Genomic DNA, 21,643 nt, shown 5'->3' with positions numbered 1-21,643 from the left:
CCGCGAGCGCGCGAGCGGCCTGGTGGGCAAGCGGGGCAAGGAGTTCCTCCCGAGAGATCACGCGGCCTCGAGTTCGCCGGTGTTGTCGTGGTCGAGCCGGCAGACTTTCCCGAGAACTTCGGACGGCAAGGTGTGCTCTACACGGCCCTCACCCGTGCTAACCGCTTGCTGACCGTCGTGCACCGTCGTCCGCTCCCCAACGGATGAAAGTGAAGCCCCATAGCGGGGGACAGCCGCGACTGCCGTTCGGGGTCCCATTCAGCGCTTCGTGGCGGAGCGAGCTCAGCGCGGAGCAAACTCGACGAATACTGAGTCGTCCTTGTGCAATCTCGCAGGTCTCTCGCTAAACTTGAGCCACCTCAACTCAAGTCTCACTTCGGAGCAGCAATGGCGAACATGCAGGGCGCACCCTCCACCCAGGAGGAGACCAAGAGCGCCCTCGAGCAGTACGGGATCAACCTCACCGAGATCGCGAAGAGCGGCAAGCTCGACCCAGTCATCGGGCGCGACTCTGAGATCCGCCGCATCAGCCAGGTGCTGACGCGGCGCACCAAGAACAACCCGGTGCTCATCGGCGAACCGGGCGTCGGCAAGACCGCGGTCGTGGAGGGCCTTGCTCAGCGCATCGTCGCGGGCGACGTGGCTGACTCGCTCAAGGGCAAGCAGCTCGTCTCGCTCGACCTCGCGGCGCTCGTGGCGGGCGCCAAGTACCGCGGCGAGTTCGAAGAGCGCCTGAAGGCCGTGCTCAAGGAGATCAACGACTCCGACGGGCAGGTCATCACCTTCATCGACGAGCTGCACACCCTCATGGGCGCGGGCGGCGGCGAAGGCTCCGTCGCGGCGGCCAACATGCTCAAGCCCATGCTCGCGCGCGGCGAGCTGCGCCTCATCGGCGCCACGACGCTCAACGAGTACCGCGAGTACATCGAGAAGGATGCAGCTCTCGAGCGCCGCTTCCAGCAGGTGTATGTGGGCGAGCCGTCGGTCGAAGACACCGTTGCGATCCTGCGTGGCCTCAAGGAGCGCTACGAGGCGCACCACAAGGTCGCGATCGCCGACAGTGCTCTCGTTGCGGCCGCCTCGCTCAGCAACCGCTACATCACGGCCCGCCAGCTGCCCGACAAGGCCATCGACCTCATCGACGAGGCCGCTTCGCGCCTCAAGATGGAGATCGACTCGAGCCCCGTCGAGATCGATGAGCTCAAGCGCGCCGTCGACCGCCTCAAGATCGAGGAGCTCGCGCTCAAGAAGGAGAAGGACGCCGCCTCGAAGGAGCGCCTCGAGAAGCTCCGCGCCGACATGGCCGTCAGGGAGCAGCAGCTCGACGCCCTGCAGACCCGCTGGCAGGCCGAGAAGAGCACCCTGCACAGCGTCGGCAACCTCAAGTCGCGCCTCAACGACGCGCGCATCGAACTGGACCGCGCGATGCGCGAGCAGCGCTACCAGGACGCCTCCAAGCTCAACTACGAGACGATCCCCGCGATCGAGCAGCAGCTCATGCAGGCTGAGGCGATCGAGCAGCAGGGCCCCCGGATGGTCAACGATCAGGTGACGGATGAGGACATCGCCTCTGTCGTCGCCGCGTGGACCGGCATCCCGGTCGACAAGCTCCGCCAGGGAGAGACCGAGAAGCTGCTCGGCCTCGAAGCCGAGCTCGGCAAGCGTCTCATCGGCCAGCGCGACGCCGTGCGCGCCGTCGCCGAGGCGGTGCGCCGCACCCGTGCCGGCATCTCCGACCCCGACCGGCCCACCGGATCGTTCCTCTTCCTCGGGCCGACAGGCGTCGGAAAGACCGAGCTCGCGAAAGCGCTCGCCGCCTACCTCTTCGACGACGAGAAGGCTCTCGTGCGCATCGACATGTCTGAGTACGGCGAGAAGTTCGCCGTCTCACGACTCGTGGGCGCCCCTCCCGGATACATCGGCTACGAGCAGGGCGGGCAGCTCACGGAGGCCGTGCGCCGGCGTCCGTACTCCGTCATCCTGCTCGACGAGGTCGAGAAGGCGCACCCCGAGGTCTTCGACGTGCTGCTGCAGGTGCTCGATGACGGCCGCCTCACCGACGGCCAGGGCCGCACGGTCGACTTCCGCAACACGATCCTCATCCTCACGTCGAACCTCGGCAGCCAGGTGCTCATCGACCGCGAGCTCAGCTGGGAGAAGAAGCACGAGGCCGTGCAGGAGCTCGTGCGTCAGGCCTTCAAGCCGGAGTTCGTGAACCGCCTCGACGACATCGTCGTGTTCGCGCCGCTGTCGGAGGCTGACCTCGGGCAGATCGTGTCGCTCTACGTCGACCGGCTCGAGCGTCGCCTCGCGGAGCGTCGCCTCAGCCTCGCGGTCACCCCGGATGCGCGAGCGTGGCTCGCGGAGCGCGGTTACGACCCGCTGTACGGCGCCCGGCCGCTGCGCCGCCTCATGCAGCATGAGATCGACGATCGGCTCGCGAAGTCGATCCTCGCGGGCGACATCCGCGACGGCGACACCGTGCGCGTCGACCTCGACGGCTTCGGCGATGGGCTCTCGGTGACGCGGGCCGAACCGGAGTCGCCCGCCGCCTGAGTGCGCACATGACAGGAGCCCCGGGGTGAACGACCCCGGGGCTCCTGCGTGACGTGGCTCAGGTGGCGTTGCGTGCTGCGAGGCGAGCTGCATCGCGACGGTACATCGATGCGTGATCGAGGAAGTCTGCTCGACCTGTTTCGGCGGCCCGGGCATCGGTGAACTCCGCGAGCCGCTCCAGCCGGCGCACCATCATCGCGCGCACCTCGTCGTCGCCGAAGCTCCCGCCGTACGCGGCGACGAGCGCGCGCATCCGCTCGTCGGCGGTGCCATGCAGCGACGGGTCGAACCCGTCCGCGTCCTCGGCGAAGGGGGCGAGGCGGTACACGAGATACGCGAGATCCCACAGCCGGGAGCCCGGGGAGGCCATGTCGGCGTCGATGATGCCGACCACGTCGCCGTCGCGCTCGATGAGGTTGTACGGGGCGACGTCGTTGTGGCAGATGACCTCGAAGGGCGGATGCACGGGGCCGCGCCACACGAGGTCGGAGCCGACGAGGTGCGTGCTCGCGTCGTGCAGGCGCCGCAGCAGCCGTGCGCACTGGTCGAGCACGCGAGCCGACCAGAGGATCCGCGGCACCGCATCCGCGAGCACGTCGCCGTCGATGAAGCTCAGGATCTCGCGGCCGCGCTCATCGAACCCGAGCGCTCGCGGCGACTCGGCGATGCCCGCCTCGGCCCAGGCGTCGAGCAGCGCGTGCACGGCGGGCGTCCACGGGCCCGCCTCGCGGCGCACCGTGTCGCCGACGCGCACGACCGCCGTCATGTTGCCGCCCGGCAGCTCTTCCTCGGTCACCTCGTCACACTAGCGTCGGCTGGTGCGACGAAGGGCGCCGTGCGTGCGATTCAGGTCAGCGGGCTGCTAGCAGCGCCGCGAGGCGCGCCGGGCCCTCCGGCTCCTGGAGGCTCGTGGTGTCGCCGAGCGGGCGGCCGTCGACGATGTCGCGCAGCAGGCGGCGCATGATCTTGCCCGAGCGGGTCTTCGGCAGCTCCGGAACCAGGTGGATGTCGCGCGGCTTCGCGATCGGACCGATCGCCTCCGCGATGTGGCGCCGCAGCTCGGCGGCGACCTCGTCATCCGGGCCCGTCTCGCGAGACGGGATCACGAACGCCACGATCGCCTCGCCCGTGAGCGCGTCGGCAGCCGCCGTCACCCCCGCCTCGCCGACGAGCGGATGCGCGACGAGCGCCGACTCGATCTCGATCGTCGAGAGGCGGTGGCCCGAGACATTGATGACGTCATCGACGCGGCCCAGCAGCCAGATGTCGCCCTCCGCATCCTGCTTCGCGCCGTCGCCGGAGAAGAAGTAGCCGCGATCCGCGAACTTGCGCCAGTACGAGTCGAGATAGCGCTGCGGGTCGCCCCACACGGTGCGCGCGAGAGACGGGAACGGATCCGGGATCACGAGGAAGCCGCCCGCGCCCGGAGGAACTTCATCGCCGTTCTCGTCGACCACGAGCGTGCGCAGCCCGGGGAGCGCCTTCGTGGCGGAGCCCGGTTTGATGGTCGACAGGCCCGGGATGGGCGCCATGATCGAGGCGCCCGTCTCGGACTGCCACCACGTGTCGACGATGGGCGCGGAGCCGGCGCCGATGTTCTCGCGGAACCACATCCACGCCTCGGGGTTGATGGCCTCGCCGACCGAGCCGAGGAGGCGGATGCTCGACAGGTCGAACTCGCCGGGAACCCCATCCGGGAACCAGGTCATGAGGGTGCGCACGAGCGTGGGAGCCGTGTAGTAGACGGTGACGCCGTAGCGCTCGATGATCTCGAAGTGGCGGGTGCGGCGCGGGGCGTCGGGGGTGCCCTCGTAGATCACCTGGGTGGTCGCGTTCGTGAGCGGGCCGTAGAGCTCGTAGGTGTGAGCGGTGACCCACGCGAGGTCGGCGGTGCACCAGTGCACGTCGTCGGGCTTCGCGTCGAACGCGGCCCAGTGGGTCCAGCTCGCCTGGGTGAGGTAGCCGCCGGAAGTGTGCACGAGACCCTTCGGCTTCCCGGTGGTGCCGGAGGTGTAGATGATGAAGAGCGGCGTCTCGGCCGGGAACGCCTCCGCCTGGTGCGTCTCCGGCTGGCGGTCGACGACGTCGTGCCACCACACGTCGCGACCCTCGGTCCAGTCGATGTCGCTGCCCGTGCGGCGGTACACGAGCACGTGCTCCACGTGGTCGAGCCCGTCGACCGCGGCATCCGCGTTCGCCTTCACGGGCACCGCCTTGCCGCGGCGGAACTGGCCGTCGGTCGTGACGAGCAGCTTCGCGCCCGTGTCGGCGACACGGAAGCGCAGTGCTTCGGCCGAGAACCCGCCGAAGACGAGCGAATGGATCGCGCCGATCCGCGCGATCGCGAGCGTGATGATCACGGTCTCGAGCAGTACGGGCAGGTAGACGACCACGCGGTCGCCCTTGTCGACGCCGAGCTCGAGGAGCGCGTTGGCGGCCTTGGAGATCTCGCGCTGCAACTCGGCGAAGGTGAGGCTGCGGGTGTCGCCCGGCTCACCCTCCCAGTGGTACGCGACCTTGTCGCCGAGCCCCGCATCCACATGACGGTCCACGCAGTTGACGGCCACGTTGAGAGTGCCATCGGCGAACCACTCGGCCGCCGGGGGCCGCAGCGTGCCGTCCTCGGCGAGGGCGGGCGTCCAGTCGAGGGAGCGGGTGAACGGGGTCTCCCAGGTGAGACGGCGGGCGGCCGCCGTCCAGAACGCGATCGGATCCTCGGCAGCGCGCTCCCACGCATCCGGGGCCACATTGCTCGTCACCGCGAGCGCGGGCGGGGGAGCGAAGCTCCGGGTCTCGACCAGCAGCTCGTGGATGGGTGCGTTCTGTGTCACGCGATGACGGTAGCCCGGCACCCGCGCCCGCCCGAATCCGCCCGCAACGTTCCGTCACACGGGGTCGCCCGCGCCGGCGCCCCCGCGCCCCGCCCTGTTGCGGGCGCAGGTTGCCGCCGCGAGTGGAGGGGTCGCAAATGACTGCTCAGACGGCGTGTCGTTGGTGATTTGCGACCCCTCACCGGAGGAGGGGCGGGCCCGCGGTCAGGAGAGGGCGGGGATGACCGTCTTCTCGAACAGCTCGACACCCGAGCGGTCGTACGCCGATTCGGGGAAGTAGTGGATGCTGTAGCCGAGACCGAGCGCCTGGCGGTCGCGCAGCACCTCGATGATCTCGTCGGGAGTGCCGGCCATGCCCTCCTTCGACGGAAGACCCCGGTACTGCGACGCGATCTCGGTCGCCTTCTTCTCGCCGAGCGACTCCGCCAGGCGCGCCTCGTACGCGTCGACGCGGCGGTGCACATCCGCGCTGTCGACTCCCACGATCGTGTTGAAGTTGCTCGAGCGCGTGATCGAGTCGAAGTCGCGGCCGAGCTTCTCGCAGTGGCCGCGGAGCACCTCGCTCTTGTGGGCGAACTCCTCCGCGCCGCCGTTGAAGTTCGTGTACTGCGCGTACTGCGCCGCGATCTTCAGCGTCACCTTCTCGCCGCCACCCGCGACCCAGATCGGGATGCCGCCATCCTGCAGCGGCTTCGGCTGCACGATCGCGCCATCCACCTGGTAGAACTCGCCGTCGAGCGTCGCGCGGCCCGTCGTCCACGCCTGGTGCATGATCTCGACACCCTCACGCAGCATCCGCAGGCGCTCCGGCGCATCCGGGAATCCGTAGCCGTAGGCGCGGAACTCGTGCTCGTACCATCCGGCGCCGATGCCCATCTCGGTGCGTCCGCCCGAGATGATGTCGACTGTCGAGGCGACCTTCGCGAGGTACGCGGGATTGCGGTAGCCGTTGCACGTGCACATCTGGCCGAGTCGGATGCGCTTCGTGGAGGCCGCAAGGGCCGCCATGAGCGTCCACGCCTCGTGGGTGGCCTCATCGCTCGGCACCGGCGTCGTGTGGAAGTGGTCGTAGACCCACAGCGACTCCCACGGGCCCGCCTCGGCCGCCTGCGCGAGGTCGTGCATGACGCCCCACTGTCGGGCCGGGTCGATGCCGACGAGGTCGAAGCGCCAGCCCTGGGGGATGAAGATGCCGAATCTCATCCCCCCAGGCTAGGTGAGCGCGGGGCTCCTGGTGCGCGCCGTCTGCGCCTCAGTCCTGCGACTGCTCCTTCGCGATGAGGTCGTCGCGCACCTTCTTGCGCAGCACCTTGCCGATCATCGACTTCGGCAGCTCGTCGACCACATGCACGCGGCGGGGCACCTTGTAGCTCGCGAGCTGCTGCTTCGCCCACGCGCGCAGCGCCTTCGTGTCGACGGTCGCGCCCGGCTCCAGCACCACAGCCGCGACCACGTGCTCGCCGTCGCGGTCGTTCGGGATGCCGACGATCGCGGCATCCGCGATGCCGTCGTAGGCGCGCAGGGTGTCCTCGACCTCCGACGGTGACACGTTGAAGCCGCCCGTGATGACGAGCTCCTTGATGCGGTCGGTGATGGTGACGAAGCCGTCATCGTCGACCGTGACGATGTCGCCGGTGCGGAACCAGCCGTCGACGAACACGGCCGCCGACTCCTCGGGCTTGTTCCAGTAGCCGGAGAACACCTGCGGCCCCCGCACGATCAACTCGCCCGGCGTGCCCGGTTCGACGTCGCGCGTGGGCTCGTCGGGGTCGACGACGCGCAGCTCCGTTCCGGGGATCGGCAGACCCACTGTGCCCGCCTTGCGGTTGTCGGCGATGGGGTTCGCCATGAGAACGGGGGAGCACTCGCTCAGCCCGTAGCCTTCGACCAGGTAGCCCCCCGTGAGGGCCTCCCACGGTTCGACGACCTCCTTGGACAGCGGCATGGCACCGGAGATGGCGACCTGGATGCCCTTGAGCGAGATGCCCTTCTCCTCTGCCTCCTTGCGGAATCGGTCGTACAGGGGCGGAACGGCGGGAAGGAACGTCGGGGGGCGCTTCTTGAAGACGGGGAGGACGAGGGCCGGGTCGGGCTTCGGGAACAGCACGAGGCGCGCCCCCAGGCTCATCGCGAAGGTGAGGCTCAGCGTGAGGCCGTAGGCGTGGAAGAGCGGCAGCACGGCGTGCACCGAGATGCCCGCGTCGCGTGCCAGGGTCGGCATCACCCACGCCTGCGCTTGCGTGGCGTTCGCGAGCATGTTGCGGTGGGTGAGCACCGCGCCCTTGGGGTGGCCGGTCGTTCCGCTCGTGTACTGGATGAGGGCGATGCTGTCGCCAGCGGGCCGCGGAACGGTCTCGGGGATCTCGGGGCCGTCGAGCAGCTTCTCCCATGGGGTGGTGCCGTGCACCTGGAGCGTGAGCTCGGATCGGCTGCGGCGCGCCTTCTCGATGGGGAGCTTGAGGAGGGTGCGCATCTTGAGCGGGAACGCGCGGGTCATGTCGACCGAGACGATCGCATCGAGCGCGAGGTCTCTCGGGAAGTCCTGCAGCGTCGGCACGACCTTGTCCCACACGATCGCCACGCGCGCTCCGTGGTCCTCGAACTGGTGGCGCAGCTCACGCGGTGTGTAGAGCGGGTTGTGCTCGACGACGATCGCGCCGAGGCGCAGCACCGCGTAGAACGCGACGACATGCTGCGGGCAGTTCGGCAGGATGAGCGCCACGCGGTCGCCGGCCTTCACGCCGAGGCGGCGCAGGCCTTCAGCCGCGCGTCGGATCTGCGCGCCGAGCTCCGCGTAGGTGGTCTCGCGTCCGAAGAATTCGAGCGCCACGTTGTCCGGATATTTCTCGACGGATTCGGCGATGAGGTTCGACAGCGACCCCTCGGGCACCGTCACATCGTGGGGGACGCCGGGGGCGTAGGAGTCGAGCCAGGGCTTGTCTGCAGGTGAGCGGGTCACACGATAAGCCTACGTCGCCCCCGGATTCCGGGGTTCGACGGGCCGAGTCAGCGGCTGAGCTCCTCGCGGATCGCCGCCACGAACGCGTCGATGTCGGCTTCGGTGGTGTCGAACGCCGTCATCCAGCGCACCTGACCTGCCGCGCGGTCCCAGTCGTAGAAGCGGAAGCGCTCGCGGATGCGGTCGGCGGCGTCGTTCGGCAGCACCGCGAACACGGCGTTCGCCTGCGTCGCCTGGCTGAACGACAGGTTCCGGATGGAGCCGTCGGAGATACCCGCCTCGAGCGCGGTGCGCAGGCGAGCGGCCATCTCGTTCGCGTGGGTTGCGGCGCGAAGGCCCACGCCGTCGAAGAGCGCGAGCAGCTGCGCGCTGAAGAAGCGCATCTTGCTTGCCAGCTGCATGGACGTCTTGCGCAGACGCACCACATCGGAGACCCGCGAGGGGTTGAGCACGACGATCGCCTCGACGCCGAGCGCACCGATCTTGGTGCCGCCGAAGCTCAGGATGTCGACCCCGGCATCCGTGGTGAACTCGCGGAACGGCACGCCGAGCGCGGCTGCCGCGTTCCAGATGCGCGCGCCGTCCATGTGCAGAGCGAGGCCGGCGGCGTGGGCGGCGTCGGCGATCGCGCGCACCTCATCCGGCGTGTAGAGCGTGCCGAGCTCGGTGGTCTGCGTGATCGAGACGGCGGCGGGCTCGGAACGGTGCTCGTCGTCCATGCCCCACGCCTCGGTGGCGAGCAGCTCGGGGGTGAGCTTGCCGTCGGCCGTCGGCACGACGAACAGCTTGAGACCGGCGACCTTCTCGGGCGCGCCGCCCTCGTCGGTGTGGATGTGGGCGGTCGAGGTCGCGATCACCGAACCCCAGCGGGGGAGGAGTGCGGTGAGCGCCACGACGTTGGCTCCCGTGCCGTTGAACACCGGGAACACCTCGGCCTGCTCGCCGAACTCGGCGCGCACCACGTCGGCGAGGCGCGCCGTGTAGACGTCTTCGCCGTACGCGATCTGGTGCCCGCCGTTGGCGGCCGTGATCGCGTCGAGGATCTCGGGGTGGAGTCCGGCGTAGTTGTCGCTCGCGAAGCCGCGGAAGGCCGTGTCGTGGAGTGTGCTCACCGCACCATTCTCATCCCTTGAGCGCTTCGGTCAGCTTCACTCGCTGCCCCAGGCGCAGCAGCGAGTTCTCGTACATGCGCGACGCGATGAGGATGACGACGATCGCGGACGCGACGAGGATCGCGAGCGACAGGATCGGCTCCCACCATTCGGCCGTTCCCTGGAACAGTCGCAGCGGCATCCCGACGGGTGCCGAGAACGGCACGTACGACATGATGCTGACGACGAGAGGGTTGTCGTTGAAGAAGATGACGACGAAGTAGGGGATCATCACGAGCATCGTCACGGGGGTGGTCGTCGAGCCGATGTCCTCCTGGCGCGAGACCATCGCACCGGTCGCGGCGAACAACGAGGCCAGCAGCACGAAGCCGAGCGCGAAGAACAGGGCGAACCACAGGATGGGCGCCCCGAGCCCCAGCAGCAGCTGATCCTGGCCGGTGACGGTGAGGCCGATGATGGCGAGCCCCGCAAGCAGCAGCACCTGCCCGAGCGCGAGGATCGTGGTGCCGAGGATCTTGCCAGCGAGGAGCGTGCGGGTGGGGATCGTGGCGAGCAGGATCTCGACGACGCGCGTCGACTTCTCTTCGACGACGGACTGCGCGATCGTCTGGCCGAACGTCATCGCCGAGAGGAAGAACACGATTCCGAAGCCGACCGCCACGATGTAGCCGAGGAACCCTGCGGCGTTGGAGGTCTCGAGGATCTCGACGTCCGGCATGACGCTGAGCGACTGGATGATGCCGAGCGGGGGCGCGTCGTTGGCGATGACGAGGTAGCCGACGGGGCTGTTGTCGGGCACGATCGCCGCCTCGACGTCACCCGCGCGCACGAGCTCCTCGGCGGCGGCGCGGTCGGTGACGTTGGTGACGTCGAAGTCGAGGTCAGCTGGCAGCTGCACGCCCGAGACGACGGCGACCTTCGCGGGCTCGGCAGTGGTGGCGACGACCGATCCGACGACGACCGATCCGATGACGAGAAGCAGCATGATGCCGGTCGACACGAGGAAGGCGACGCTGCGCAGGCGCACCATGATCTCGCGCTTCGCGACGAGCCACACCATGGCGGGGGTCGAGTACGCCTGGGCGACAGCGGGGGTGCGGGTCGACGCGCTCATCGGATCACTTCCTTGAAGATCTGGGAGAGGGTGGGCTGCTGGCGGGAGAAGTCGGTGACGTCTGCGCGCGAGACGGCGTCGCGGAGCACGGCGGATGCGGTGCCGATCTCGTCGACCTCGAAGAGCCCGTAGCCGCCGTCGGCCTCGATCACGGTGACGCCAGGCACGTCGCGAAGCCATCCGGCGTCGCCGTCGGTCTGCAGCTGGTAGCGGAGCGTGGAGTGGCGCTCGCGCAGTTCGGCGCGAGGGCCGACTGCGCGGATGGTGCCGTCGGCGATGATGACGAGGTCGTCGCAGAGGCGCTCGACGATGTCGAGCTGGTGGCTCGAGAACAGCACGGGCACGCCCGAGCGGGCACGGTCGGCGAGCACCTCGACGACGACGTCGACCGCCATCGGGTCGAGGCCGCTGAACGGCTCGTCGAGGATGAGCACGTCGGGGTCGTGCACCAGCGCGGCGGCGATCTGCGCGCGCTGCTGGTTGCCGAGCGAGAGCTTCTCGACGGTGTCGCCCGCGCGCTCGCTGAGCGAGAGGCGCGCGAGCAGCTCATCGGTGTTGCGTCGCGCATCCTCGGCGGTGAGGCCGTGCAGGCGCGCCAGGTACACGAGCTGTTCGGCGAGCTTCATCTTGGGGTAGAGGCCGCGCTCCTCGGGCATGTAGCCGAAGCGACGGCGTCCGAGCGGACCGAGCGGTTCGCCGTTCAGCGTCACGCTGCCGCTGTCGGCGTCGAGCACACCCAGGATGATGCGCATGGTGGTGGTCTTGCCGGCGCCGTTTCCGCCGACGAAGCCCGTCATGCGGCCGGGGGCCACATCGAACGACACTCCATCGAGCACACGCCTCGTGCCGTAGCTCTTGGTGACGTCTCGGATCTCGAGCACTGGTCCTCCTCAGGTCGAGAACCACGTTACGAGCGGGGGCCGACCCGCGCCTCCCCCCTGAGGGGGACTCCCCGAGGGGGAGCCGCGTCAGGCGCGCACGAAGCCCGAACGGTGCGCGCGCACCACGGCCTGCACGCGATCGCGCACGCCGAGCTTCAGCAGGATGTTCGAGACGTGCGTCTTCACCGTCGCCTCGCCCACGTAGAGCTGCTCGGCGATCTCCGCGTTCGAGAGGCCGTCGGCGAGCAGCCGGAAGACGTCGGCCTCGCGTTCGGTGAGTCCCTCCACCTCCGGGTCGGTCGCCGTGGGGGCGGCCGCGGGGACGGCCGCGAACCGCTCGATGACGCGGCGGGTGACCGCGGGCGACAGCAGCGCGTCCCCCGAAGCGAGCACGCGAACCGCGTCGACGAGCTGTTCGGGGCTCGAGGTCTTGAGCAGGAATCCGGAGGCACCCGCTTCGAGCGCCTGGAACAGATAGTCGTCGCGATCGAAGGTCGTGAGCACCAGCACGGCGGGTGCATCCGGCTCGGCCGTGATCCGGCGCGTCGCCTCGAGGCCGTCGATCCCCGGCATCTGCACATCCATGCAGACGACATCCGGCGAGAGCGCGAAGGCGAGAGTCACCCCTTCGAGCCCGTCGGATGCCTCCCCGACGACCTCGATGCCAGGCTGCGCGGAGAGGATCACCCGGAAGCCTGTGCGCACGAGCGCCTGATCGTCGACGAGCAGAACGCGGGTCATGAGACGGCCTCCGGGAGGGGGATGCGGGCGCGCACGAGGTAGCCGCCGCGGCTTCTCGGCCCCACCTCGAGCACGCCGCCGGATGCGGCGACGCGCTCCCGCATCCCGAGCTGGCCGAGTCCGCCGGGCAGGCGGGCCGCGGTCGGCCCTCCCGTGTTGGACACCTCGAGCTCCACGTGGTCGGCGCCGTACCGCACCCGCACATCGGCGATCGCGTGGGGGCCGGCGTGCTTGCGCACGTTCGTGAGGGCCTCCTGCGCGATGCGGTACAGGTTGACGCTCGCGATCTGCGGAACGGAGACCGGCTCGCCGACGGTCGTGAACGCGGTGGGGATGCCCGCCTCGGTCGACGCGTGCACGAGATCGCCGATGCGCTCGATCCCGAACGAGGCCACATGCGAATCGTCGCTGTCGCGGAGCGTCGTCAGCATTCCGTGCAGCTCGGCGATCGTCTCGCGGGTCGTGGATTCGATGGTCTGCAGGGCGGCGCTCGCCGCATCCGGGTCGCTCGTCAGCACCGTGCGCGCAGCACCCGCCTGGATCCCGATGACGCTCACATGGTGCGCGACGGCGTCGTGCAGTTCGCGCGCGATGCGCACCCGGTCGAGCGCGACGGCCTGGGAGGCCGCAAGCTCGCGCGCCTCCTCGAGTTCGCGTGTGCGCTCCTCGAGCTCGGCCGTCTGCCGAGCGGACGCGAACGCCCGCTCGCCGAACCACCACGCGCCCCCGAAGTAGAGGGCATTGATGAGGATGTTGAGCAGCAGGTACGCCACGAGGGGCGAGAACGCGCCGGCGCGGGAGAGCCCGTCAGCGGCATCGGGGTCGGTGGCCGTGCGGAAGAGGCTCACGAAGAGCCACCCCGCCATGACGGAGACGATGGCCGCGCGAGCGATCATCGCGACCCGCCGCCGGGACTCCCACGCGCCGATCGCATAGATCGCGGCGAACAGCGCGATGTTCGTCACCAGGAACTCGGGCACCCCGAGCTCGCCCACCGCGATGAACGCGATCGAGACAGCGGCACCCACGGCCACGGGGTGCGTGCGTCGCCAGGCGAGCGGCAGGGTGACGGCGGCGAGCAGCAGGATCGTCGTGATGCCATCCGCGGGATTCGCGTTCACCCCAGCGACGCGGTACAGCTGCTGGCTGAGGATGCTGTCGAGGAACAGGAATCCGGCGAGAGCGACGTCGACGAGACGGCCGCGGCGGTCGGGCGCGGGGCGGCTCCAGGCGACGGGGCGGACGGTGCTCACCCCGCGAGCCTAGGATGCGTCGGTGTCGCCCGCCTCCGTCTCGCGGGGGAGGGCGGTGTCCTCGAGGAGGGTCGTCGTGGGCGCGAGTCCGGCGCGCGGCGTCGGGGCGACGCCCGCTTCGATGAGCTTCTCGCGGATGCGCTGCGACACCCGCTCGACGACCTCGAGCTCGTGGTCGTCCATGAGGTCGAGGAACCACTCGGTGATCGCGGCGCCGTGGTCGCGCCCGGAGGCGTTGAGCACGCGCGAGCCGGAGTCGGTGAGCGCCACCCACACGCCGCGGGCGTCGTCGACGCATTCGCGGCGCTCGAGGAATCCGCGGTTGACCATGCGCGACACCTGGTGCGAGACGCGGCTCTTCTCCCAGTTGAGGTCGTGTGCGAGTTCGCCGGTGCGGAGCTGCTTGTCGGGCGCGCGCCACAGCGCGATCAGCACGAGGAACTCGGGGTGGGAGATGCCCACGTCGTCCTGGAGGCGGCGGTCGAGGGCGGCGTTCAGCTCGCGTCCGGCGCGGAAGAACTCTCGCCAGACGTTCCACTGGGTGGCAGTCGGCGCGGGAGCGCTCTCGGTGGAGGGGGTGTGCGAGGTGTTCATGAGTGACTCGCCAGCTTCGTCGGGGGAATGGTCCGTGGTGGAGGACATGCGGGACAGGATAGCGGGTCAAGTGACGATTTTTCCGTCAATCTGTGATGATTCACCATCCGGCGACGGCCCTGCGCGTCACACCCGGTCCCACGCAATGGAATCGCGTGCCGCGCACAGACAGTGCGCGGTGGCCTCGTCTACTCTCAACATCATGGCGGTGCCCCCCGATCTGCCCACGACCGATGAGACGATCGCCCTCGTGAGGCGCTGGCTCGCGGCCTCCGCGCACGACGAGTCCGACCCGAGCGCTCGTCGCCTCGCGGGACTTCTGAAGGATCCGGTCGGCCTCGAGTTCACCCTCGGATTCGTGGACCGTGTCGTGAGACCCGACGATCTGCGGGTCGCGGCACGCAACCTCGAACGGCTCTCGCGCCGGGTTCCGACGTTCCTGCCGTGGCATCTGCGCGCCCTCATCGTGCTCGGCGGGGGCCTCGGGCTGCTCATGCCGTGGCCCGTGATCCCCATCGCGCGGCGTGTGCTGCGCTCGATGGTGTCGCACCTCGTGATCGACGCGACCCCGAAGAAGCTCGACAAGACCCTCGCTCGGCTGCACGAGCGGGGTGCACGCCTCAACATCAACCTCCTCGGCGAGGCCGTGCTGGGCAACGCGGAGGCCGCTCGTCGATTGCAGGGCACCCGCGAACTGCTCGCACGCGACGACGTGGACTACGTCTCCATCAAGGTGTCGTCGGTGGCGGCACAGCTGTCGATGTGGGGCTTCGACGAGACCGTCGAGCGCGTCGTCGAGCAGCTCACCCCGCTCTACGAGCAGGCAGCGCGCTCACGCACGCGCAAGTTCATCAACCTCGACATGGAGGAGTACCGCGACCTCGATCTCACGATCGCGGTCTTCACCCGACTCCTCGAACAGCCCGACCTGCACCAGTTCGAGGCGGGGATCGTGCTGCAGGCGTACCTGCCCGACTCGGTCGCGGCGCTCCAGGAGCTCACGGCCTGGGCGAAGCGTCGCGTCGCGGCAGGCGGCGCGGGCATCAAGGTGCGCATCGTCAAGGGCGCCAACCTCGCGATGGAGCGGGTCGATGCGATCGTGCACGGTTGGCCCCTCGCCACCTGGCCGAGCAAGCGCGCCACCGACACGAACTACAAGCGGATGCTCGTGGCAGCGCTCACGCGCGAGTCGACTGAGGCTGTTCGCATCGGGGTCGCCGGGCACAACCTCTTCGATCTCGCGTTCGCATGGAAGCTCGCGATCGCCCGCGAGGTCGAGCACCGCGTCGACATCGAGATGCTCCTCGGCATGGCCACCGCGCAGGCGCGAGCCGTGCGCGCCGACACACGTCGACTCCTCCTCTATACGCCTGTCGTGCACCCGGACGAGTTCGACGCAGCCATCAACTACCTCGTTCGGCGTCTCGAAGAGAACGCGAGCGACGAGAACTTCATGTCGGCGGTCTTCGACCTCGCAGAATCCGAGGCCGCGTTCGCCCGCGAAGCACAGCGGTTCGCGGAGTCTCTCGCCGACCTCGATGACGAAGTTCCGCCGCCGAACCGCTACCAGAACCGCCTCAGCCCGCCGCTGCCGCGCACGCCCCGGGCCTTCCGCAACGAACCCGACACCGATCCGTCGCTCGGAGCCAACCGCGTGTGGGCGAGCAGCGTGCTCGAGCGCTCCGCGTCGAGCCTGCTCGGCGAGGACACGATCGCAGCGGCCCGGATCGACGACCCGGAGCGCCTCGACGCCGCGATCGCCGCCGCGTCCACCGCGGGGCGTCGCTTCGGCGAGGTGCCGGCGCACGAGCGCGCAGAGCTGCTCGATCGCGTGGGCGAGGTGCTCTCGGTGTTCCGCGGGCGCTTCGTGGAGGTCATGGCCTCCGAGACCGGCAAGACGATCGCCGAAGCGGATGTCGAGGTGAGCGAGGCGGTCGACTTCGCCCACTACTACGCCGAGCGCGCGCGCGAGCTGGGCCTCATCCGCGATGCTGCGTTCTCGCCCGTGCCGCTCACCCTCGTGACGCCGCCGTGGAACTTCCCCGTGTCGATCACCGCCGGCGGCGTGCTCGCGGCGCTCGCGACAGGCAGCGCCGTCATCCTCAAGCCCGCCCCGCAGGCTCGCCGCTGCGGCACCGTGCTCGCCGAGGCTCTCTGGGAGGCGGGTGTTCCGCGGGACCTGCTGACGCTCGTCGATGTCGAGGAGGGTGAGCTCGGTCAGCGTCTGGTGACGGCTCCCGAGATCGGCCGCGTCGTGCTGACCGGCTCCTACGAGACCGCGGCTCTCTTCCGCTCGTGGCGCCCCGATCTGCCGCTGCTCGCCGAGACGAGCGGCAAGAACGCGATCATCGTGACGCCCAGCGCGGACGTCGATGCGGCTGTCAAGGACGTCGTGGCGAGCGCGTTCGGCAACGCCGGGCAGAAGTGCTCGGCGGCGTCGCTCGTGATCCTCGTGGGGTCGATGGCGGAGTCGGAGCGCTTCCGTCGGCAGCTCGTCGACGCGGTCAGGAGCCTCGCGGTCGGCTGGCCGCAGGACGCATCGACGACGGTCGGTCCGCTCGTCGAGCCCGCATCCGGCAAGCTCGCGCAGGGCCTCACGAAGCTCGCCGAGGGGGAGAGCTGGCTCGTGAAGCCCCGGCAGCTCGACGACACCGACCGGCTGTGGTCGCCCGGTGTGCGCGATGGCGTCGCGGCGGGCAGCGAGTTCCATCTCACCGAATACTTCGGGCCCGTCCTCGGCCTCATGCACGCCGCGAGTCTCACCGAGGCGATCGATCTGCAGAACGAGGTCGACTACGGACTCACCGCGGGCATCCATTCGCTCGACCCCGACGAGGTCGCCCAGTGGATCGACACCGTGCAGGCGGGCAATCTCTACGTCAACCGTCCGATCACGGGTGCGATCGTGCGTCGGCAGCCGTTCGGCGGGTGGAAGCGCTCGTCGGTGGGCCCCGGTGCGAAGGCGGGAGGGCCCAACACTCTCCTCGTGATGGGCGACTGGCGACCTGTGCGCGCGGAGCCCGACGGCGACCTGCGGCTGGATGGGCTCGCACCGCGCGTGCGCAGGCTCATCGAGGCGTTCCAGCCGTCTCTCGACTACGCGGGCTTCGATGCCGTGCGTCGTGGGGCGTACTCGGATGCCGCGGCATGGGATGCCGAGTTCGGCACCGCGCGCGACGTCTCCGATCTCGGCGTCGAGCGCAACGTGCTGCGGTACCGGCCCGCCTCCGTCACCGTGCGCCTCGCCGAGGGAGGCGCTCTCGCGGATCTCGTGCGCGTGCTGGCCGCGGCGACGCGCGCGCGCGCTGAACTCGTCGTGAGCTCGGCGGTGCCGCTGCGGATCGGGCGCGACGCCGACGAGCACGACTGGAGCGTCATCGTCGAATCGGATGCGGCGTTCGCCGCGCGTGTGGCGGGCGAAACCCCGTCCCGGATCCGCTACATCGGCGAGCGTGCGGGTGACCTCGCGGTCGCGCTGCAAGGGCGGCCCGACGTCGCGGTGTATGCGGGTGCGGTCACCGCCGCGGGGCGGATCGAACTCCTGCCCTTCCTGCGTGAGCAGTCGGTCACGATCACGGCGCACCGCTTCGGCAACCCGGATCGCGCGATGATCACGCTCCCCGTCTGACCTCCCCCGGCCCACTGATGGGTGAGGGGTCGCAGATGGCCGCTTCATCCGGCGTGTCTGCGGCCATCTGCGACCCTCGTGGGTGGGGCGGAGGGGGCGTAGCGTGAAGGGATGAGCGTTCCCGGCATCACCCTCAACACCGGTCACGAGATCCCGCAGGTCGGGCTCGGCACCTGGCCGCTCGACGACGCGCAGGCCGCCGATGCCGTGGCCGCAGCCGCCGAGCTCGGCTACCGGCACATCGACACCGCCACCAAGTACGGCAACGAGGCAGGCGTGGGGGAGGGGATCCGCCGAAGCGGCATCCCCCGCGAGGAATTCTTCATCACGACGAAGCTCGACGGCGCGTTCCAGGGCGACGACAAGGCCGTCGGGGGCCTCGAGGCCGCGCTCGATCGCCTCGGCACCGACTACGTCGACCTGCTGCTCATCCACTGGCCGCTGCCGGGACGGGGGCTCTTCGTCGACACCTGGCGCACCTTCGAGCGCCTCCACGACGACGGGCGCGCTCGTGCGATCGGCGTCTCCAACTTCCGACCCGAGCACCTCGACACCCTCCTGGCCGAGACGCGCATCGTGCCGGCTGTCAACCAGATCCAGCTGAACCCGCACGTCACGCGGGAGGATCACCGCGCGTTCCACGCGGACCACGGCATTGTGACCACGTCGTGGAGTCCGCTCGGCGGCGACGGCGCGAGTGTGCTGAACCACCCCATCGTGAGCCAGATCGCCGAAGCGCACGGGCGCACCCCCGGGCAGATCGTGCTGCGCTGGCACGTGCAGAACGGTCTCGTCGTGATCCCGAAGTCGGCGTCGCCCGAGCGGATGCGGGAGAACCTCGACGTGTTCGACTTCGAGCTCACCGAGACGGATCTCGTCGCTCTGGGAACCGTGTCGCAGGGACCGGACGCGGGAGTCGATTCGAACCGCACCGGTCACTGAGGCGCTCGCCGCGTCAGGCGCCGAGCGCGCGCGTCACGATCTCGAGTGCGCGGGCGGCGGACACCCGCTCCTCGCGCGCGGCGGACGCCAGCTGGGCGGCGAGCATCTCGATGCGCCGCTCGGCCGCATCCGTCGACCATGCGACGACGGTGCCGCCGCGCCCGCGAGTCTCGACGGCTCCGCTCTCCTCGAGCTCCTTGTAGGCGCGCGCGACGGTCCCGGCGGCGACGTTCAGCTCGGCTGCGAGCTGCCTCACGGGCGCGAGGCGCGTGCCCGCGGGCAGCGTGCCGTCCTGCATCTGCGTGAGCAGCTGCACGCGCACCTGCTCGAACGGGGGCGTGGTCGAGCGGGGGTCGATGCGGATATCGGCGCGGATGTCGGTCATCGGGGCGGTGCTCAGTCGTAGTTGCGGTGGATGAGGCGGGTCAGGACGATCGCGCTGCGTGTGTGGTCGACGCTCGGCGCGATGCGCACGCGCTCGAGGGCGTCTTCGAGGCTGGGGATATCGCGCGAGCGGATGAGCACGATCGCATCCGCGTCGCCGGTGACCGTGCTCGCATCCACCACCTCGGGCACCTGCGAGAGGATGCGCTTGAGTTCGTCGGGGGCCACGGTGCCACGGCAGAACAGTTCGACGTAGGCCTCGGTGGCCATGCCGTCGACGGCCGGATCGACCTGGATGGTGAATGCGCGGATCACGCCATCGGCCACGAGACGGTCGACGCGGCGCTTCACCGCCGACGCCGAGAGGCCCACTCGGTCGCCGATGTCGCCGTATCCGGCACGGGCGTTCTGGCGAAGCAGATCGATGATGCCGTAGTCGATGTTGTCCACGCCGCAACGGTACGCCGGTTCATTGTGTGGATCCAGAGTTATGCGCAGGAATAGTGCAGACGACGCCGCCAACTGTCGGATGCGTGCGTGCGACACTGGCGAGATGACCATGGTCGACCCCTCCACGACCCGTTCCGAGCGCCGCGCGACGACGCGCCGCGTGCTCATGTGCCGCCCCGAGTTCTTCACGGTGAGCTACCGCATCAACCCGTGGATGCACCCCGAGAACCCCACCGACACCGGCACCGCCCTCGACCAGTGGGAGACCCTGTACCGGCTCTACCTCGAGCTCGGCTTCGAGGTTGAGCTCATCGACCCCGAGCCGGGACTGCCCGACATGGTCTACGCAGCCAACGGCGGGATGGTGCTCGACGGAATCGCATATGGCGCGCGCTTCCAGTTCCCGGAACGCGGACCCGAGGGCCCCGCCTACATGCGCTGGTTCGCTGAGGCTGGCTTCGAGGTGCGGGAGCCCGTCTCCACCAATGAGGGTGAGGGCGACTTCCTGCTGGTGGGCGAGACGATCTTCGCGGGCACCGGGTTCCGCTCCGACGCCGCAAGCCACGAGGAGCTGCGCCGCATCTACGACCGCGAGGTCGTGACGCTGCGCCTCGTCGATCCCGCGTTCTACCACCTCGACACCGCGTTCGCGGTGCTCGATTCCGCGGGCGGCCCCGACGCGGTCGCGTACCTGCCGAGCGCTTTCGACGACAGCAGCCGCGCGATCCTCGAGGAGCGCTTCCCCGACGCGATCCACGTGGGGGAGGCCGACGCCGCGGTGCTCGGCCTCAACTCGTTCAGCGACGGACGCAACGTCGTGATCGCCTCCCGTGCGGCCGAGTTCGAGGCGGCGCTGCGCGAACGCGGCTACGTGCCGCACGGCGTCGACCTGTCGGAGCTGCTGCTCGGCGGCGGCGGCGTGAAGTGCTGCACGCTGGAGCTGCGCTGATGAATGCGCGCGAGATCGCGGTCGGCACCGCCGGATACGTCGAGCAGATGGAGCGGGTCAGCCCGCACAACTACCACCCGCTGCCGATCGTCGTCGCGGAGGCTCAGGGCGCGTGGGTCACGGATGTCGAGGGCCGGCGCTATCTCGACTGTCTCGCCGCGTACTCCGCGCTCAACTTCGGGCACCGGCATCCGGCGCTCGTCGCCGCCGCGAAGGAGCAGCTGGATCGGGTGACGCTCACGAGCCGCGCGTTCCACAACGACCAGCTCGGGCCGTTCCTCGATCGGCTCGCCGCGCTCGCCGAGAAGGACATGGCGCTGCCCATGAACACCGGTGCGGAGGCGGTCGAATCCGCCATCAAGATCGCGCGGGCGTGGGGGTACCGCGTGAAGGGCGTGCCGCACGAGCGCGCCACGATCGTCGTCGCCGACGGCAACTTCCACGGCCGAACGACCACCATCATCAGCTTCTCGAACGACCCGGACGCGCGGAACGACTTCGGTCCGTACACGCCCGGTTTCGTCTCGGTGCCGTACGGCGACGCGGAGGCGCTCGCCGAAGCCCTCACCGATGACGTCGTCGCGGTTCTCCTCGAACCGATCCAGGGTGAGGCGGGCATCATCATCCCACCCGACGGCTACCTGGCCGAGGTGCGCCGCCTCACCCGTTCCGCGAACGTGCTGTTCATCGCCGACGAGATCCAGTCGGGACTCGCGCGCACGGGTGCGACCTTCCAGTGCGACAACGCGGGCGTTGTGCCCGACCTCTACCTGCTCGGCAAGGCGCTCGGCGGCGGCATCGTGCCGGTGAGCGCCGTGGTGGGCGACGTGGGTGTACTGGGCGTGCTGCGTCCCGGCGAGCACGGCTCGACCTTCGGAGGCAACCCGCTCGCCGCGGCCGTGGGCCTCGCGGTGGTCGAGCTGCTCGAATCGGGGGAGTTCCAGCGGCGGGCCGCCGAACTCGGCGAGCGGATGCGCGCACGCCTTGATGCGCTTCGCGGGCATGGCGTGGTGGCCGTGCGCTCCGCAGGGCTCTGGGCGGGCGTCGACATCGACCCCGCGCTCGCGACGGGGCGGCGCGTGGCCGAGCTGCTCGCGGAGCGCGGGGTGCTCGCGAAGGACACCCACGGCTCCACCATCCGGCTCGCCCCGCCGATCGTCATCGAGCCCGACGAGATCGATTGGGCCGTCGACCAGCTGGAGGCCGTGCTCGCCGATCTCGCGCGCTGACCCCCCGCCCGCCCGCCCCC

General features: G+C 69.7%; 17 protein-coding genes. 5 read left to right on the top strand and 12 right to left on the bottom strand.

Annotated features, from left to right (window positions below):
- Positions 1-387 precede the first annotated feature (387 nt).
- Positions 388-2,556 carry an ATP-dependent Clp protease ATP-binding subunit gene (locus HCR12_RS13140; protein WP_166867139.1) on the top strand — a complete coding sequence of 723 codons (2,169 nt, stop codon included), beginning with the start codon at positions 388-390 and terminating at the stop codon, positions 2,554-2,556.
- 58 nt (positions 2,557-2,614) lie between these two features.
- On the opposite strand, the gene HCR12_RS13135 is transcribed toward HCR12_RS13140, so the two are convergent.
- The 10 genes from HCR12_RS13135 to HCR12_RS13090 all read right to left on the bottom strand — a co-directional run bounded on the left by HCR12_RS13135 (position 2,615) and on the right by HCR12_RS13090 (position 14,089).
- Complete coding sequence (locus HCR12_RS13135) at positions 2,615-3,352, bottom strand: phosphotransferase (RefSeq protein ID WP_224763527.1); 738 nt, start codon at positions 3,350-3,352, stop codon at positions 2,615-2,617.
- 55 nt (positions 3,353-3,407) lie between these two features.
- Positions 3,408-5,387: an acetate--CoA ligase gene (gene acs, locus HCR12_RS13130; protein ID WP_224763525.1), complete on the bottom strand. Its 1,980-nt coding sequence runs from the start codon at positions 5,385-5,387 to the stop codon at positions 3,408-3,410.
- 204 nt (positions 5,388-5,591) lie between these two features.
- Entirely contained in the window at positions 5,592-6,590 is a 999-nt protein-coding gene (locus HCR12_RS13125) for an LLM class F420-dependent oxidoreductase (RefSeq protein ID WP_166867136.1), read from the bottom strand.
- A gap of 49 nt (positions 6,591-6,639) precedes the next feature.
- Positions 6,640-8,346 (bottom strand): long-chain-fatty-acid--CoA ligase, encoded by a 1,707-nt coding sequence (locus HCR12_RS13120; RefSeq protein ID WP_166867134.1) that lies wholly within the window; start codon positions 8,344-8,346, stop codon positions 6,640-6,642.
- A gap of 47 nt (positions 8,347-8,393) precedes the next feature.
- The gene (locus HCR12_RS13115) at positions 8,394-9,458 is read right to left on the bottom strand and encodes a threonine aldolase family protein (RefSeq protein WP_166867133.1); all 1,065 of its coding nucleotides are present in this window, start codon (positions 9,456-9,458) and stop codon (positions 8,394-8,396) included.
- A gap of 10 nt (positions 9,459-9,468) precedes the next feature.
- Positions 9,469-10,572, bottom strand: coding sequence for an ABC transporter permease (locus tag HCR12_RS13110; protein WP_166867131.1), 1,104 nt, complete (start codon positions 10,570-10,572; stop codon positions 9,469-9,471).
- Positions 10,569-11,453, bottom strand: coding sequence for an ABC transporter ATP-binding protein (locus HCR12_RS13105; protein WP_166867129.1), 885 nt, complete (start codon positions 11,451-11,453; stop codon positions 10,569-10,571). Before HCR12_RS13105 ends, HCR12_RS13110 begins: the two co-directional genes overlap by 4 nt.
- Positions 11,454-11,540: 87 nt before the next feature.
- Positions 11,541-12,194 carry a response regulator gene (locus HCR12_RS13100; protein ID WP_166867127.1) on the bottom strand — a complete coding sequence of 218 codons (654 nt, stop codon included), beginning with the start codon at positions 12,192-12,194 and terminating at the stop codon, positions 11,541-11,543.
- Complete coding sequence (locus HCR12_RS13095) at positions 12,191-13,447, bottom strand: sensor histidine kinase (RefSeq protein ID WP_166867125.1); 1,257 nt, start codon at positions 13,445-13,447, stop codon at positions 12,191-12,193. The genes HCR12_RS13100 and HCR12_RS13095 overlap by 4 nt, the downstream gene beginning before the upstream one ends.
- A gap of 9 nt (positions 13,448-13,456) precedes the next feature.
- Complete coding sequence (locus tag HCR12_RS13090; protein ID WP_166867123.1) at positions 13,457-14,089, bottom strand: MarR family winged helix-turn-helix transcriptional regulator; 633 nt, start codon at positions 14,087-14,089, stop codon at positions 13,457-13,459.
- A 154-nt stretch (positions 14,090-14,243) separates the two neighbouring features.
- Between HCR12_RS13090 and HCR12_RS13085 the strand changes: the two genes are divergently transcribed.
- Together HCR12_RS13085 and HCR12_RS13080 are read left to right on the top strand one after the other, a co-directional pair.
- On the top strand, positions 14,244-17,669 hold the full coding sequence (locus HCR12_RS13085; RefSeq protein WP_166867121.1) for a bifunctional proline dehydrogenase/L-glutamate gamma-semialdehyde dehydrogenase: 3,426 nt from the start codon (positions 14,244-14,246) through the stop codon (positions 17,667-17,669).
- 111 nt (positions 17,670-17,780) lie between these two features.
- Positions 17,781-18,611, top strand: a complete 831-nt coding sequence (locus tag HCR12_RS13080) for an aldo/keto reductase (protein ID WP_166867118.1) — start codon at positions 17,781-17,783, stop codon at positions 18,609-18,611.
- Positions 18,612-18,624: 13 nt separating this feature from the next.
- Here HCR12_RS13080 and HCR12_RS13075 read toward each other — a convergent pair whose 3' ends face one another.
- Both HCR12_RS13075 and HCR12_RS13070 read right to left on the bottom strand, forming a co-directional pair.
- Positions 18,625-18,996 (bottom strand): GntR family transcriptional regulator, encoded by a 372-nt coding sequence (locus tag HCR12_RS13075; protein ID WP_166867116.1) that lies wholly within the window; start codon positions 18,994-18,996, stop codon positions 18,625-18,627.
- Between the two features lie 11 nt (positions 18,997-19,007).
- Positions 19,008-19,445, bottom strand: a complete 438-nt coding sequence (locus HCR12_RS13070) for an Lrp/AsnC family transcriptional regulator (RefSeq protein ID WP_166867114.1) — start codon at positions 19,443-19,445, stop codon at positions 19,008-19,010.
- A gap of 103 nt (positions 19,446-19,548) precedes the next feature.
- Here HCR12_RS13070 and ddaH point away from each other — a divergent pair, with 103 nt between their 5' ends.
- Together ddaH and rocD are read left to right on the top strand one after the other, a co-directional pair.
- Complete coding sequence (gene ddaH / locus HCR12_RS13065) at positions 19,549-20,394, top strand: dimethylargininase (protein WP_166867111.1); 846 nt, start codon at positions 19,549-19,551, stop codon at positions 20,392-20,394.
- A gap of 47 nt (positions 20,395-20,441) precedes the next feature.
- On the top strand, positions 20,442-21,623 hold the full coding sequence (gene rocD, locus HCR12_RS13060; protein WP_191412396.1) for an ornithine--oxo-acid transaminase: 1,182 nt from the start codon (positions 20,442-20,444) through the stop codon (positions 21,621-21,623).
- Positions 21,624-21,643: the final 20 nt, after the last annotated feature.

This window comes from Salinibacterium sp. ZJ70 (assembly GCF_011751865.2).
GTDB lineage: Bacteria > Actinomycetota > Actinomycetes > Actinomycetales > Microbacteriaceae > Homoserinibacter.
The sequence above is the reverse complement of the archived record's forward strand: the minus strand, read 5'-3'. Positions and strand labels throughout refer to the sequence as shown.